At 69.2% G+C, this 13,594-nt stretch carries 16 protein-coding genes and 1 pseudogene; 1 reads left to right on the top strand and 16 read right to left on the bottom strand.

Annotated features, from left to right (window positions below; translation table 11 throughout):
• Positions 1 to 44 precede the first annotated feature (44 nt).
• The 12 genes from JW613_RS09095 to JW613_RS09040 form a co-directional block, all read right to left on the bottom strand.
• Positions 45 to 608, bottom strand: a complete 564-nt coding sequence (locus JW613_RS09095; RefSeq protein WP_209210189.1) for an NADPH-dependent FMN reductase — start codon at positions 606 to 608, stop codon at positions 45 to 47.
• A 328-nt stretch (positions 609 to 936) separates the two neighbouring features.
• On the bottom strand, positions 937 to 1,572 hold the full coding sequence (locus tag JW613_RS09090) for a DUF6461 domain-containing protein (protein ID WP_209210188.1): 636 nt from the start codon (positions 1,570 to 1,572) through the stop codon (positions 937 to 939).
• Positions 1,573 to 1,726: 154 nt separating this feature from the next.
• Entirely contained in the window at positions 1,727 to 2,122 is a 396-nt protein-coding gene (locus JW613_RS09085; protein ID WP_209210187.1) for a hypothetical protein, read from the bottom strand.
• A gap of 8 nt (positions 2,123 to 2,130) precedes the next feature.
• Positions 2,131 to 2,667: a protease inhibitor I42 family protein gene (locus JW613_RS09080; protein ID WP_209210186.1), complete on the bottom strand. Its 537-nt coding sequence runs from the start codon at positions 2,665 to 2,667 to the stop codon at positions 2,131 to 2,133.
• On the bottom strand, positions 2,664 to 4,244 hold the full coding sequence (locus JW613_RS09075) for a peptidoglycan-binding protein (protein ID WP_209210185.1): 1,581 nt from the start codon (positions 4,242 to 4,244) through the stop codon (positions 2,664 to 2,666). The genes JW613_RS09080 and JW613_RS09075 overlap by 4 nt, the downstream gene beginning before the upstream one ends.
• Positions 4,241 to 4,615: a hypothetical protein gene (locus JW613_RS09070; RefSeq protein ID WP_209210184.1), complete on the bottom strand. Its 375-nt coding sequence runs from the start codon at positions 4,613 to 4,615 to the stop codon at positions 4,241 to 4,243. The genes JW613_RS09075 and JW613_RS09070 overlap by 4 nt, the downstream gene beginning before the upstream one ends.
• A gap of 205 nt (positions 4,616 to 4,820) precedes the next feature.
• Positions 4,821 to 6,422, bottom strand: a complete 1,602-nt coding sequence (locus JW613_RS09065) for a hypothetical protein (protein ID WP_209210183.1) — start codon at positions 6,420 to 6,422, stop codon at positions 4,821 to 4,823.
• Positions 6,423 to 6,550: 128 nt separating this feature from the next.
• A complete protein-coding gene (locus JW613_RS09060) occupies positions 6,551 to 6,862 on the bottom strand; it encodes a hypothetical protein (protein ID WP_209210182.1) in 312 nt (103 codons plus the stop codon).
• Positions 6,863 to 7,063: 201 nt separating this feature from the next.
• Complete coding sequence (locus JW613_RS09055) at positions 7,064 to 8,170, bottom strand: chitinase (protein WP_209210181.1); 1,107 nt, start codon at positions 8,168 to 8,170, stop codon at positions 7,064 to 7,066.
• A gap of 116 nt (positions 8,171 to 8,286) precedes the next feature.
• Complete coding sequence (locus JW613_RS09050) at positions 8,287 to 8,472, bottom strand: hypothetical protein (protein WP_209210180.1); 186 nt, start codon at positions 8,470 to 8,472, stop codon at positions 8,287 to 8,289.
• A 252-nt stretch (positions 8,473 to 8,724) separates the two neighbouring features.
• Entirely contained in the window at positions 8,725 to 9,642 is a 918-nt protein-coding gene (locus JW613_RS09045; RefSeq protein ID WP_209210179.1) for an aminoglycoside phosphotransferase family protein, read from the bottom strand.
• Positions 9,643 to 9,808: 166 nt separating this feature from the next.
• Positions 9,809 to 10,318 carry an acyl-CoA-like ligand-binding transcription factor gene (locus JW613_RS09040; RefSeq protein ID WP_307865842.1) on the bottom strand — a complete coding sequence of 170 codons (510 nt, stop codon included), beginning with the start codon at positions 10,316 to 10,318 and terminating at the stop codon, positions 9,809 to 9,811.
• 180 nt (positions 10,319 to 10,498) lie between these two features.
• Here JW613_RS09040 and JW613_RS09035 point away from each other — a divergent pair, with 180 nt between their 5' ends.
• A complete protein-coding gene (locus JW613_RS09035; RefSeq protein WP_209210177.1) occupies positions 10,499 to 11,047 on the top strand; it encodes an RICIN domain-containing protein in 549 nt (182 codons plus the stop codon).
• Between the two features lie 148 nt (positions 11,048 to 11,195).
• Here the strand turns inward: JW613_RS09035 and JW613_RS09030 are convergent, their stop codons facing one another.
• From JW613_RS09030 to JW613_RS09015, 4 genes and pseudogenes are all read right to left on the bottom strand, one after another.
• Complete coding sequence (locus tag JW613_RS09030; protein ID WP_209210176.1) at positions 11,196 to 11,786, bottom strand: TetR/AcrR family transcriptional regulator; 591 nt, start codon at positions 11,784 to 11,786, stop codon at positions 11,196 to 11,198.
• 153 nt (positions 11,787 to 11,939) lie between these two features.
• A pseudogene (locus tag JW613_RS09025) lies at positions 11,940 to 12,566 on the bottom strand (histidine phosphatase family protein); the annotation flags it as partial.
• A 37-nt stretch (positions 12,567 to 12,603) separates the two neighbouring features.
• Entirely contained in the window at positions 12,604 to 13,074 is a 471-nt protein-coding gene (locus JW613_RS09020) for an SRPBCC family protein (RefSeq protein ID WP_209210175.1), read from the bottom strand.
• Between the two features lie 12 nt (positions 13,075 to 13,086).
• Complete coding sequence (locus tag JW613_RS09015) at positions 13,087 to 13,590, bottom strand: nucleoside deaminase (protein ID WP_209210174.1); 504 nt, start codon at positions 13,588 to 13,590, stop codon at positions 13,087 to 13,089.
• Between the last annotated feature and the right edge of the window lie 4 nt (positions 13,591 to 13,594).

The raw sequence follows: 13,594 nt of genomic DNA, 5'->3' as shown, positions 1-13,594 counted from the left end.
GTCGAACCGGGCGCGGCCGCAGCCTGCCCGTCCCGCCGTGCGCGTCAGGCCTCGCGAAGCGGTGCGAGCGCGTTGCTCAAGGCGATCACTTCGGTGAGCAGCTGCTCGAGGGCGGCCTCGTGGCGATCGGTGGGCACAAAGGTCGTGAACTTCTCGAAGTCGGTCTGGAGCGACAGGTGGAGCTGGCTGTACACGGCGGCCAGCTGCACCGCCCCGGCGATGTGCCGCAGGTGGTCGACGGCGCGGGCACCGCCGACGTTGCTGCCGTACCCGATGAAGCCGGCGGCCTTGTTGTTCCACTCCTTGTAGACGAAGTCGATGGCGTTCTTGAGCGCGGCGGGGATCGACCGGTTGTATTCGGGCGTGACGAAGACGAATCCGTCGAGCCCTGCGATCTTGGCGCTCCAGGCACGGGTGTGGTCGTGCTCGTAGGTGCCCATCCGCGGGGAGCGCGGCTCGTCGAACAGGGGGAGGTCGTAGTCGGCGATGTCGACGACTTCGAAATCCGCGTCGGTCCGTGCGTCGGCCGTCTTGTGGACCCACTCCGCGATCTGTGGTCCGACGCGGCCGGGACGGGTGGTGCCGAGAATGATGCCTATCGTGGTCATGAGCGTCTCCCAAGTTCGACGAGGGTCAAGCACGCGGAGAAAAAGACGGTCTGAGCTGGTGCCGTGCACCGGGGGCGTGCTCGCGAAGGCAGGCGGCGACGAGTACGGTTACTCGTCATCGCCCCGCCCGCACCGGACCGCCCCCAGCCGACGGCGATCATTTAAGCACCAGGTGTTGCGAGGCGGGGCCGGGACGTGGACGACGATCGCTGCCGTCCGCGGGTTCGCCGGCGTCGAGCATGGCGAGGTGGTCGCCGAAACCGAGTGGCGGAGTGCGGCCGGCGGCGTCTCCAACTCGAAACTGACAGGTGCTCCTGCGAAGGCGGCGTCAGGTGAAAGCGGCTGCAGGAAGCTCTGCCTCCGTCTCCTCCCAGCGGAGGTGGATGCCTAGTTCACCCTCCAGGAACCGCAGGAACGCGACATCGCCCAACTCGTCACCGTCGTACACGAAACCGGGCGCCGCCTCGGCCGGGTCGCCGTTCGTCAGGTGCGGCATGCCAGGTTCGAAGGACGTCATCGCATCGCCGTGGCAGGCATGGCCGACGAGACAGAAGCCCTTCGCGTTGCGGTGCACTTGGAACGCCCGTCCCTGCTCGGACAGTTCCGCGAGGTACGCGCCCGTGTGGTCGTGGAATTCCTCCAGCGCATACGCCCAGCCTGCCACCGAGCCCGCGCGGACGATGGTCTTCGGCGGGGCGGGGAGAAAGCCGGCGTCGGTCAGTTGGGCGACGGCTGATTCATCTTCCCAGTCCAGGAAGTCGAGGTCGCTGATGTGGTGCTCCTCGTCCCTCAGTAGCAGCTCGTACGCTGCGGAGCGGGTGAGCGGGACGATGTGGCTCTCCTCGGCGCCGACGCGGCGCAGCAGCTCGTGCGGTGAAAGGCCTTCGCTGAGGGTGAAGGTGAAGCCCGTGTCATAGGCATCGGCTATCCAGCGCAGCCCGTTCTCCGTAGGCACCTGGTTCATCGAACGCCCCTCCCGGCACTGTGGCCCACCACGCTGACGGCCTTCGCCAGCAGAAGCTGACGCACAACACTGACACCGGCTCGCGGTAGGGCGACGGCCAGGAGACCGCAGCGAGCGAGCGACTGCGGCCGAACCTGCGCGGGGCGTCCGCCGGTCAAGGGTAGGGGGTGGCGTGGGTGTGGCGGAGGGCCATGATCGTGGCTACTGCCTCGAACCAGCGGGCGAGTTGTTCCTCGTTCTCCAGGTCCGCTTCCCCGAGCACGGAGGAGGCGGTGGTCAGCCACTCGGACGCGGTGCGGGCCGCTTCCCGGCCCGGCAGCGGTTCCGGCAGCTCGACGGCGGCCCGCAGGCCGTCCCGGCGTACGACCTCGGCGAGGAAGGCCACCGCGCGCGGCAGGACACCCAGTTCCTCCGCGATCAGCGCGGCGGCGACCGCGCCGTCACCGAAGAGCGCGGTGCGGTGGGCACCGCCGAGCGTCAGGCCGTAGCGGAGCAGCAGGGGAACGTCGAGGGAGCTCAGTTCCGCGTCGGTCGTCCTGTCCGGGGGCATGCGGGGCGTCACTCCTTCACCGTGATGTGGAAGACGGTCTCCGGGCCCTTCTTGCCCGCCTTCGCGGCCTTCTCCTCCTCGCCACCGCACGCGAAGCAGTTCCTGCGCACATGTACCTCGGTGCTGCCCTCGCTCTTCGCGCGGTAGTCGAGGAAGAGGTAGCCGTGCGAGCCCATCCGTTCCGGGGAGTCCGCCTCTTCCCGCTGCCCCGTCTTGACGACGACGGCGCTGTCGGGTTGCGGGTCGGCGAGTTCCCAGTCGTATCCGGCGCCGGGATTGATGCGGATCTTCAGTGAGAAGGTCTCGCCGGGTGCCACCTCGACGTCGGTGTGCTTGGCGTCGAACACCGTCTCCGGGGTGGGCGACGGTGTGGGGGAGGAGGCGGAGGCCGGGCCGGAGGCGGCCGGGGTGGGCGAAGGCGTGGGAGGGCCACCGTCGCCGCCGTCGGCATCGCTGTCGTCGGTTCCGCCGCAGGCGGTGAGGGCCAGCAGCAGTGCGACGGCAACGGCAGCCGGGCCGGTGCGCCGTGCGGGGGTGGGTGTCATGGGCGGACTGCCTGCTTCTGCTCGGGGAGCCGGATGTCGGTGGGCGTGGGGTACTTCTCGCTCGACGCGCCGCCCATGGTGCCGTTGACGAAGTCGTCCTCGCTGACCCAGGTGGTGAAGCCCCAGGGGTTGTAGATCTGCAGTTTGCCGCCGTCCTGGCCGATGATCATCATCTGATGACCGAACTCGTCGCCCTGCCGGGCGCCGAAGGGCACGGGCTGGCCGCTGTCGACCGCTTCACGGATCTTGGGCAGGACTTCCTCCCGGGACTCCTTGGTCCGGGTGGCGATGGCCTCGTAGTCGGTGCCGGTGTGCGAGCCGATCTCGTCGTCCGCGACCATTTCACTCTCCAGGCCGTTCATACCTCTCTTGTCGCCTTCGCGCCGGTCGTAGACCCTGGTCTCCTCGGCCCTCAGACGCTCCTCGAAGGCTGCGCCGTTGTCATGGTCCGGGTCTCCGGGGTGTCCGCCGGTGGTCAGTTCCAGGGCGTACACCGGGTCGCTCTGGGCGTGCATGGTGACCGTGGAGAGAGCCACGCATGTGTCGCCCTTCTGCCGCCACTGGTATCCGTCGAACGTCACCTTCTGGGAGTGGTCTCCCTCCCGCCGGGAGTCGTCCGGGCGGTTGACGATGGGCGTCAGATGCTGCTGGAGCCAGGCCGGCTTGTCGCCGTACGGGTGGATCTTGCGGGCGAAGGTCTGTATACGCGCCATCGGATAGCCGGCGGCCAGTGCCTTGACCAGATACGCGCGCTCCTGCGGTGACTTGGCGCCGTCCAGCAGCTTGTCGTAGGCGGTACGGTCCTTGGCGTCGAGACTGTTCAGGCGCGTGCTGGAGCGTTCCAGGTCGCGGTTGGTGAGAATTTCGTTGTCCGCTGGGTCCCCGCCGTGTGCGGCCGCGTCTGCGAGGACGACCCGGTCCGCGTCCGACAGATGCCTGGTGTCCAGCCTGCCGGAACGGACATCGGCGGCCAGCTCGTTCAGCTTCCGTTCGGCCCGCTCCCCCGCCGCCTCGGCGGCTTCCACGCCGGACTCCAGATATCCGATACCGTCCAGCGCCGCCCGGCGCGCCCGGTCGGCATCCACGGCAGCGGCGAAGTACGCACTGTCTCCTTCGGGGAGCATGCCCCGGGCAGCGCGCAGCGCGTCGAGACCGAAGCCGTGCTTGCGCTGCGCGGTGCCGATGCCCTCGGCCAGCAGGGTCAGTTCCCTGGCCGCCGTACCGAACGTTTCCGACATGTGTTCCGCGTTCCGCGCGGCGGCTTTGGTCACCTCGCTCGCCTTGGAGCCCGCCTCCCCCACCCAGGTGTCGGGCAGGCCGGCGGTGGCGACGGCCCGCACTCCTCCCCGGATCTCGTCGGCCAATCCGGCGGCCCCGCGGTAGTCGGCGGCCTTGCCCTCGACCTCGTCCGGGGAGCCCTCGGGGGCGGGAAAGCCCAGGGCGTCGTCGATGAGTTCCGCGAGCACGAGGTTCGTCTTGTCGCCGTCGAGTCCACCCTTCCCCTCGAAGTGGAGCGCTTCCAACCTGCGTCGCAGCCGCCTCAGCTCCCCCTTGCGGCGTCGGCCCGGCCCGGTCACCGCTCCTTCTCCTCGGGTTCGGAGAGGGCGGAGAGGGAGTCGAGCTTGCTGCGCACGTCGTGGTCGGTGTTCCCGCTCAGAGTGACGCCGTCCCCGATCCTGCGGTGGATCTCCCGCAGCGCCCCGGCGAGGATCTCGATCTCCTTGTGCCACGCCTGGGCGAAGGAGGTGAACGCCTGCTGACCGCCGTACTCGCCGAAGGCAGCGCCGCCGAAAGGATTCAGCACCCATGACGGGAGCTGGGCCCACGGCTCGGCGCCGCCCACCGACTTGCCCATTCCGTCGAGTGCCCGTGCAGCCTCGTCCAGCCGCTCGCCCTGGGTGAGTGTGGGTTGGCGCTGCAGCCCCAGATCCGGCGTTCGCTCCACCACGGCCTACTCCGCCTCCCCGACCCATCTGCCCACCAGGTGCACGTCAAATGGCGGTCATCATAACGAGCCGGGGCAGCGGGCCACGCCGCGGCTGCCCTTCCGCGACCGGTGGCAGACCGCCGATCAGCAACTCACCGGACGGAAGACCCTCCGCGACAGGCTCACGGAGGGCGAGCGGGGCGCGAGCGGGGGGCGGACGATGCGGTCAGTTGATGGGGACGAAGTTGCGCGTGCCGGTTTCCGGGTCGGGTGCACCGAGGTACCGCTGGTCGACGACGCGGTCACTCTTTTCCCCCGCCGTGGCCTCGAGGCCGATGGGGATTCCGTCGATGGTGAACTTTCCGCCCAGTTTCAGTTCGGATGCCCTCCCCCTGTAGGAGACGGCGCTGACCTGCCCGCGATCGTGTGCCAGCCGAGAGAAGAGATCCCCGTCCGGAGCGGGCGGATCGGTAGGGATGGCGGGGCCGGCCAGGGCGGCGGGGGGTGGCGCGCTCAGCCACTTCCGGGCGGCGGCCTGTTCCTCGGACTTCGCACCGATCGGCACATTCACCGTCACCACGTGGGTGTTGGTGCGTCCTTCTTTGTAGCTTCCGGAGACGCCTGCCTTGGCGCCGCCGAGCTCACCGCCGAAGGTTCCACCGAGTTTTCCCTCCACCGTCTGGATGAGCCGAACCGTGGTGATGTTGGTGTTGGGGTCCGGGTTGTTCTTGTCCCGGACGACCTGGATCGTGCCGTTGACGACCGCGCCGAAATCCGCCTTCACCACTTTCCCCCGGGTGAGCGAGGGCTCCACAACGAAGTCCCTGCTCAGGGTCACCGAGGGCCGCTGGGGGTTCAGCGTGCTGGTGATGCGCGAGAGGTTACCGCCGAACTTGATTCCCGGAGTGGCGTTTCCGACGCCGATCGACCCGTCCACCTCCACACCCACCGTCGCGGTTGTGATCTTCGGCTCGCCGATCCGCTTCAGCACGTCCGGGAGCCGCGCCTTGGCAAAGATGACGCCGATGAGGTTCGTGCCGTTCAGCTGACGGTGCAGAAAGTACGCCTCGTCGATGTCCTTCTGCAGCTTCTCCGCCTCGGCCTTGTTCTTGAACACCCAGGTGTCGCCGAGCTCGAATTTCACCGTGCCGCCGATCGATATCCCCTTCTTGTCGGGTCTGGCGGCCTTGGCTCCGACCTGCTCGTTGTCGATCATGGTGACGCGGTAGGTGCCGTCGTTCATCTGCTCGGTGCGCAGTGCGTAGCCGTCACCGATCTCGAAGATACCGATCGAGAGCTTGGTGCCACCCGCGCTCTCGTGGCTGGAAGTCTTGTAGGGCACCACCTTGAAGTAGGCGAGCTGGGTGGCCTGCTGCAGTACATCCGCGGGAAGCCCTTTGAGCGTTTGCAGCGCCTCGGGCTTCAGATACAGATACTGCTCGCGCTGCGCGGGCTTCAGCCCTGCCCACCATTTGGCGATCGCCTGCTCGCCCGCGTTGGGCTTCGGTACGGCGTTGAGGTCGACCAGATCGGCGGCGAGCAGGGCACCCGCATCCAGCTTGACGGAGGACGGAGCTGCCCGCCGGACCTGCTCCAGCCGATCGCACCGGGCCCGGATGTCGGCCGCGGTCTGTCTCAGAAACGGATCGACGGAGCCCGGCAGCGGTCCGCCAGCGAGTGCCTCGCCTTGCGTCCTGGGACCCGGAAGGTAGCCCGTCGGGATCCCGTACACCTTGGCGATCGGAATCCCGCCCGTGGCCATCGGCACTCCCGGGTTGTCCACCAATGGCTGGAGTTCCGGGCTCGTACTCGCCTGCTGCGGCGCCATGTCAGCGACTGCCGCCTCCAGGATCTGTGACAGCTGACGGTGCATCGGCACGATGGAGCCCGCCACCGAGTCCAGATGCCCGGCCAACTCCCGTACTCGTGCCGGGTCGAAGCCTTGGAAGCCACCCATCAGTCACCTCCGGCCGGGGCTGCCGCGGCCTCCCGGTCGAGCAGTTCGGCCTCCTGGTCCCAGCGGTTGGCGGCGGCGCGCACCCCGTCCGCCAAGCCCTCCAGCTCACGCTGACGTCGGCGCAGCTCCCCCGTGACACGCTCGGCGTACGGGCCCAACCACACGTCCTCGGCGGTCGCCTTGGCCACCCCCGTGTCCAGCGTGGAACCCAACGAACCCGCCAGACTGCGTGCCTGCGCCGCGCGCTGCCGCAGCCGCCCCGCCCGTGCCCGCGCCTGCTCCGGCGTCTCCCCCGGCCTCATCGCCCCCACGTCCCCGGTCTTCGACGCACGCGACCGCGTGCGCCTCCGCAGCGCACTCACGTCCGCTGCAGACGGTCCGAACACTGCTCATTCTTGTTCGGACCCCTGCTGCAACGCGTTAGCACAGAGCGACAAGTTGGCCCGCCTTCACACCTCCGCATCCGGGCGCACCCGAAGGAGCCCGCGGCTACGCCCGCTGCGGGATGTGCTCTAACGGCCCTGGAGCGCCTTGACGTTGTCGCCGAACGTCCAGTTCTTCGAGCCGTCCCAGTTCAAGGACCAGGTCATCAGGCCCTTGAGACTGCCGTCGTAGTGGTTCCAGGCCTGGGCGACCAGGGAGGGTGACATATGGCCGCCGCCGGCGCCGGGCTGGGCGGGGAGGCCGGGTACCTGTTTGTCGTAGGGCACGCGGATCGTGGTGCCCTGGACGACCAGGCCCTTGTTGAGGCAGTCGGTCTGGGCGATGAAGCCCTGGACGGTGCCCGCGGAGTACGAGTCGCCGCTGCACCCGTACATGCTGCCGTTGTAGTACTGCATGTTCAGCCACCACAGGCGGCCGTTGTCGGCGTACTTCTTGATGATCGGGAGATAGGCGCCCCAGATCGAACCGTAGACGACGCTGCCGCCCGTGACGTACGCGGTCTCGGGCGCCATCGTCAGGCCGAACTGCGGCGGCATCTGGGCGAGGACGCCGTCGATGATGTGGACGAGGTTGGCCTGCGAGGTCGAGAGCTGGTTGATGTTGCCGCTGCCGACGAGGCCGGTCTCGATGTCGATGTCGATGCCGTCGAAGTTGTACTTCTTCAGGATCGGCACGATGGTATCGATGAACCGGTCGGCGACCGCGCGTGAGCTGAGGTCGATGCCCGCCGTCGCGCCACCGATCGACATCAGGAGGGTCTGCCCCTGGGCCTTGGCCTCGCACATCTCGGCCGGGGTCGCGACCTTGACGGTGGAGTCCATGCCGTCCTCCCACAGCACCGTGCCGTCCGAACGGATCACGGGAAAGGCCGCGTTGAGGACGTTGTAGCCGTGGGCGCGGATGCGGGTGTCGGTGATGGGGGTCCAGCCGAAGGGCGGGTGGACGCCGTTGGCGGCGCCGTCCCAGTTCTCCCAGTAGCCCTGGAGGACCTTTCCGGCCGGCTTGCCCTGCACCGGGCAGGTCTCGGCGGCCTCGGAGGACGGGGCCGCCGCGGTGCGCGGGCGTTCCACCGCCTGCGGGGCTGTCGCGGTGAGGAGCTGGACGACGCACGCCAGCACCACGCCGATACCGAGCAAGTACCAGGGTCGTCGTCTTCGAGCGGACGTTCCGTGCATGCCGTGTCCCTCCGCCTGTGTGTGGGGTCGCTGAGAGCGTTCTGTGGTCCGGACCTCTCGTCAATAGGTCTGGACCAAATCAGTCGCTCGGTGCCCCCGCGGACGCGGCAGCTGTCTCACCCGGCAGTGCGCAACGCTTCCGCGATCTCCTTGTCCGCAACGGCCATGGCGGCCTCGGCGCGGACGTACCAGACCTCGCGTCGCGCCGGGGAAAGCCCCGCCCAAGGGTGACGCTCCGCGCTGAACCCAAGGGTGCTGTACAGGGCCACGGCGTACCGCTCGCGCCGCTCGTCCTCACTCATACGGTTCTCTTCCTTCGGGTCTTCCGGGGCTTTCGGGGCTTTCGGGTCTTTCATGGGTGCCGAGTCATGCCACGTGCTGCACCGGCGCTCGACCGTACGGCCTCGCCACCGCCCCGCCGCACGGGGGCCGCCGAGAGGTGTCCTCAGGACGGCCCAGGGCGGTGCCTCAAAATAATTGCCCTCTTCCAGCTCTCCGTGACGACCTGCCCAATGCGTTCGCACGCTCTCGGCCCCTCACGCCGGGGTGCTTGATCACTGGTGGACCGAAGCGGTGAGGCGGCGCAGCGCGGCGTGGGCGGGTGGGCCCCAGGTGGCCTTGCCTCCGGGGCGGCCGTGGACCCCGGCGTATCCGATGTGGATGCCGACGAGGGCACGCAGCACCGCCCACCCGCGGGCGCGGCGCAGGGTCGCGGCGTCCGGGCTCGGCTCGTAGCACTCGTGGAAGCGGTCGATGGCACCGTCCGGCAGCAGGACCCAAGCGGCGGCGAGGTCGCAGGCCGGATCGCCGGCGAAGAGGTCGCCGAAGTCGATCACCCCGCAGAAGGCACCGTTCGAGGTCAGGATGTTGGCCGGGTGCAGATCGCCGTGCAGCCACAGGCGTGGGCCTTCCCATTCGGGCGCGGCGGCGGCGTCCTCCCAGACCGTGCGGACAGCATCGGGGTCATGCACCAGTCCCAGTTCGATGGCCGAGTCGAGCCCTCGGGTGAAATGGTCAGCCATGTCGGCCAGCGGGTCACCGCGGTCTCGGCCCGCCGGTGCCTCGTCGGGGGCGGGACGGTGGAGGGCGGTCAGGAAGGCGGCCAGGGCGACGGCCGCCTCCTCGGGGCACCTCGCGGGAGCGCGATCGGCGGGCTCACCCGGGACCCAGGTGGTGACGAGCCAGGGCCGCGGGAATCGCACGGAGGGCTCACCAAGGCGCTGCGGGACGGGGGTCCGCAGAGGAAGGTGCGGGGCGAGGAGAGGCAGCCAGGCGTGCTCCTTGCGCAGCAGCGCATCCGCCGACGCCGTCGCCCAGGGCAGCCGGACCGCGAGGTCGTCGCCGAGCCGCCACACTTGGTTGTCCCAGCCGAGCGCTCCGAGCGCAAGGGGACGATCCGCGAGGTCGGGGTGCTGCTCGTGCAGCAGATCCCGGATCAGGTCCTCGGTGATGTCCGTCTCGCAAGCTGTCATATGGAGCAACGGTAGTCGGGTAGCAGCGCGCCGGGCCTCCAGCCAGGCCGTAGCGGCAGAACGCCACGGCGCCGGCGCGCTTCTCGGTGCAACGGCGCCGGCACGCCACGCGAACACGGCAGGCTTCGCTCCGGACTCGGTTCATGGCCGGGCAGCGCAGAACGGGCTACGCCTCCAGGTTGAGGGCGGGGTTCATGATTGAGCAGGCCCGGCGCAACAGCGCGGACGGTTCGCCCGGTGTGCAGTCGGGCAGCCAGTCGTCAAGGGCGCAGCGCCAGGCGGCCACGAAGAACTCGATGAGGAGTCGCAGTTCGAGAGAGTTCTGTGCGTCGAGTCGACGCGCGATCTCGGCCTCGACTTCGGCACAGTGCCGCAGCGTGTACCCGTCGAGTGCGGGCGAGTCGGCGATCAACTGGAGGGTCAGCGGGAAGCGCCGGTACCAGTCCTCGTCCATGCGCTCCAGGGTGGTCAACATGGCGGCGAGGAAGACATCGGCCAGCGGCCCGGTCTTCTCGATCCGGGCCGGGCCGTGTTCGAGTTCATCGTGCAGGCCCTGATGCCCTGGTGCCCTGATCCGGGCAAAGGTACTGAGTCCTCGCCGACGGCCGTGCCCCCGGCCGGACGGCTCGCCACTCCTCGCGTCGAGGGCGTCCGGAAACCCTCGCGCGGCTCGCACCCGCAGCGGTGGTCTCGCGGCGCGCCCGGGATGTGGACCACGCCGGGGGCGCACTACGAATCATGCTTTCCAGTGCGTTTACGGTCAACTGCTGGTGAGTGCCATGAAAGGAGGACGAAACTCGCCCTGTTTCGCCCGGGCTTTCGCCAGGGCGTCGGATCCCACGAGAGGACCTCGCTGATGCCCACTGTCCGACGCACCCTGATCAGCGCCACGGCACTTCTCGGTCTCGCCCTGACGGGCATGGCCACCACCAACGCGACCGCAGCCGGCTCCGCCGAACAGGCACAGCCCGATCAGACCGTGATCATCCACTCCGCCAAGAACCCTCGTCTCGTTCTCGACGTCAAGGACAACTCCACACAGGACGGCGCCCCGATCATCCTCTACAACCGGCACGGTGGCGCCAACCAGCGGTTCGAGGTGTTGCCCGTCCAAGGCGACTGGTTCCAACTGCGCAGCGTCAGGAGCGGCAAGTGCCTGGTCAACGGGTACCACAGCGTGGCCAACGGCCACCAGCTACGGCAGTACGGCTGCAACAGGAACTACGAGGACCAGCTGTGGGCCCGCGTACCGGTGGACAACAGCAACAGGTTCACCCTCGTCAACAAGTACAGCGGCAAATGTGCCGACCAGACGACCGACGGCCGTTCGCTCACCAACGTCATCCAGTGGACCTGTCACGGTTTGCCCCACCAGCAGTGGACGTTCGAAACCACGGCTCGGTGACGGCCCTACGGCCTCACCGGTAACGACGTCGTCGCCCCGCCCCGTCAGCGGCGGGGCGACCCCCTCCACTTGCGGCCCAGGATCGCGTGGCGGCGCCGCCACGGCCCTGCTGCGGCGGAACACAGTGATCCGCCGACGTCCGAGGAGTTCACGGGCGGACGCGAAGGCCGTCCATCACGAGGTCCAGCAAGCGGGTGGCTCGGGCGTAGGCGCCTTCCTGTGCGCCGACGTGCCACAGGCCGGTGATGGCGAGCAGAAAGTCCTCGGTCCGCACACCGGGGCGGATCGTACCGGCCTTCTCGTTGGCGCTCAGCAGTCGGTCGGCCGCCCGGGCCACCGGGACAGGTGCCGGTTTCGCCGGGTCGCCCGGTGCGCTGGTGGCCTCGCGGAGCGCGTCGGACAGGCCCGCCTTTGTCGAGGCGAACCGGGCCAGGTGGTCCATCCACGCGCGCAGCGCCTGCTCCGGTCCCCGGCAGCGCAGCAGCAACTCGTCCGCGCTGTCGGCCACCTGCTGCAACTCGTGCCGGTAGACCTCCAGAAGAAGCGCCTCCCGGTTGGGGAAGTTGCGGTAGAACGTGCCCTGTCCGACGCCCGCCTTCCTGGCGATCCGGCTCAGCGGGGCGTCGGCGTCGCAGGTGAGTTCGGCCAGGGCCGCCTCCAGGAGGCGCTTGCGGTTGCGCTGGGCGTCGCAACGGCGGGGCACACCGGGCGGGCCGGGAACGTCCTTCTGCGTCTGCACTGGTCCTCCTCTTCTCCGACTGCGCGGAGTGCGGGGAGCTCGACGCCGAGCGCAGAATGCTCGGCGCGGAGCATGGAACGCCGCCCGCACGGAACACCCCCACACGGAACGCCGGATGCCGGGGGATGCCACCCGGGCAAGCCCCCCCGGGGCCTATCGAAGGTGCCCCGTGTCATTGAGCAGCCGCACCGATGCGCGCCCGTCAGGGTGGTACGTCACCGCAGACAGCGACGCCGCAGCCAGCTCCATCCGGAACAGCGACTCGGCCGGCGCGCCCAGCGCCATCCGCACCAGCGTCCTCAGCGGGCCGACGTGCGAGACCACCAGCACCGCTCCCCCGGTGTGCCGCGCCAGCAGCACGTCCCGCACCGCCGCCACCCGCCGCGCCACCGCCTCGAACGGCTCGCCACCGCCCGGGGGCGCCACCGCTGCCGACCTCAGCCAGGCCGCCAGGTCGTCCGCGTAGCGCTCGCGCACCTGCGCGAAGGTGAGCCCCTCCCACGCTCCGAAGTCGGCCTCCCGCAGGTCCTCCTCGACATGTGTGCGCAGGCCCAGCCGCGCGGCAACTGCCTGTGCCGTCTCCCGGCAGCGCCGCAGCGGTGAGGTGGCGACCGCCCGTACGCCGCCGCGGGCGGCCAGCAGCGCCGCGGTGGCCTCGGCCTGCCGCCGCCCGGCATCCGACAGCGACGGGTCCGAGCCGCCGCTGCCGGAGAACCGCTTCTCCCGCGTCAGCGGCGTCTCACCGTGCCGCAGCAGCAGGAGTGTCGTCGGCGTGCCGCTGACGGCCGGTCGGCCGGGGGCCGAGCTCACCAGCCGACTATGTTCTTCGCAGTGCGAAATGGTCCCGCACCGAGTCGGCCTGGTTCTCCATCATGCCGATGATCCGCTCGACGACCTCTGGGTCGGCGTCGTCGGCGATCGTCAACTCGCGTGACCACTCGAAGTAGCTGCGATCCCTTTCGTTGGTTATCGGCCGGACGCGAATCGTGGCGACATAGCCGCTGACGCCTGTTGCGGGTGCGACGGCCCGGTAGGTGGAGGACCGCTCCATCTCGTTGCGTCCGGCGACCTCCTGCTGGACGAGTCCGTCGCAGAACGCGAGCGTGAAGTCGTATCGCGAAGGCACCCGCTCGGGTGCGCCGCCTTCTGCCCAGTGCACGTTCTTCGCCGCGGCTCCGGACACGATCTTCACCACCTTCATGGGGTCGCGGACCTCGGCCCATACGGTGTCCGGATCGGCGTCGACGATCGTCGAGTGGTACATCGTGTGCTTCCGCTTGATCTCCACGAGCACTCCTCGTCAGTACTCGATGCGATCGGGCTTGGCCAGCCACGCGTCGAACGGCGCCGTACGGTTCGGCAGGTCCAGCTGCTCGACCGACATCGGCCACATCGACTCGGGCTTCTTTTCGAACAGGTCGTAGAACTTGCGGTCGTCGAAGCCGGCCACGGCCGCGTCGTGCCGATCGGCGGAGTAGACGAGCCGGTCGACCCGGGCCCACAGCGCGGAGGAAAGGCACATCGGGCACGGCTCACACGAAGTGATCAGGACGCAGCCCTCGAGCGAGAAGGTGTCCAGTTCCTTGCAGGCGGCGCGCATCGCGGTCACCTCGGCGTGCGCCACCGGGTCGAGGGTCGCGGTGACCTGGTTGTTCCCGATCGCGACGACTTCGCCGTTCTTGGCGACCAGCGCGCCGAACGGACCGCCGCCGTTCGCCACGCTGTCGGTGGCCAGCGTGATCGCCTTTTCCATCCAGGCGCGCTCGGAGTCCTGGACGCTGGTTTCTTGGATGTGCGTGGTCATGGTC

The sequence above is a fragment of the Streptomyces smyrnaeus genome, assembly GCF_017676345.1.
Classification (GTDB): domain Bacteria; phylum Actinomycetota; class Actinomycetes; order Streptomycetales; family Streptomycetaceae; genus Streptomyces; species Streptomyces smyrnaeus.
Note: the sequence above shows the minus strand (reverse complement) of the source record. Positions and strands in the feature narration are given on the sequence as shown.

Bases quoted from the DNA above. Each gene is read 5' to 3' on its own strand.
- JW613_RS09095 (WP_209210189.1), bottom strand. From the start codon at position 608: ATGACCACGATAGGCATCATTCTCGGCACCACCCGTCCCGGCCGCGTC.
- JW613_RS09090 (WP_209210188.1), bottom strand. From the start codon at position 1,572: ATGAACCAGGTGCCTACGGAGAACGGGCTGCGCTGGATAGCCGATGCC.
- JW613_RS09085 (WP_209210187.1), bottom strand. From the start codon at position 2,122: ATGCCCCCGGACAGGACGACCGACGCGGAACTGAGCTCCCTCGACGTT.
- JW613_RS09080 (WP_209210186.1), bottom strand. From the start codon at position 2,667: ATGACACCCACCCCCGCACGGCGCACCGGCCCGGCTGCCGTTGCCGTC.
- JW613_RS09065 (WP_209210183.1), bottom strand. From the start codon at position 6,422: ATGGCGCCGCAGCAGGCGAGTACGAGCCCGGAACTCCAGCCATTGGTG.
- JW613_RS09055 (WP_209210181.1), bottom strand. From the start codon at position 8,170: ATGCACGGAACGTCCGCTCGAAGACGACGACCCTGGTACTTGCTCGGT.
- JW613_RS09050 (WP_209210180.1), bottom strand. From the start codon at position 8,472: ATGAGTGAGGACGAGCGGCGCGAGCGGTACGCCGTGGCCCTGTACAGC.
- JW613_RS09045 (WP_209210179.1), bottom strand. From the start codon at position 9,642: ATGACAGCTTGCGAGACGGACATCACCGAGGACCTGATCCGGGATCTG.
- JW613_RS09035 (WP_209210177.1), top strand. From the start codon at position 10,499: ATGCCCACTGTCCGACGCACCCTGATCAGCGCCACGGCACTTCTCGGT.
- JW613_RS09015 (WP_209210174.1), bottom strand. From the start codon at position 13,590: ATGACCACGCACATCCAAGAAACCAGCGTCCAGGACTCCGAGCGCGCC.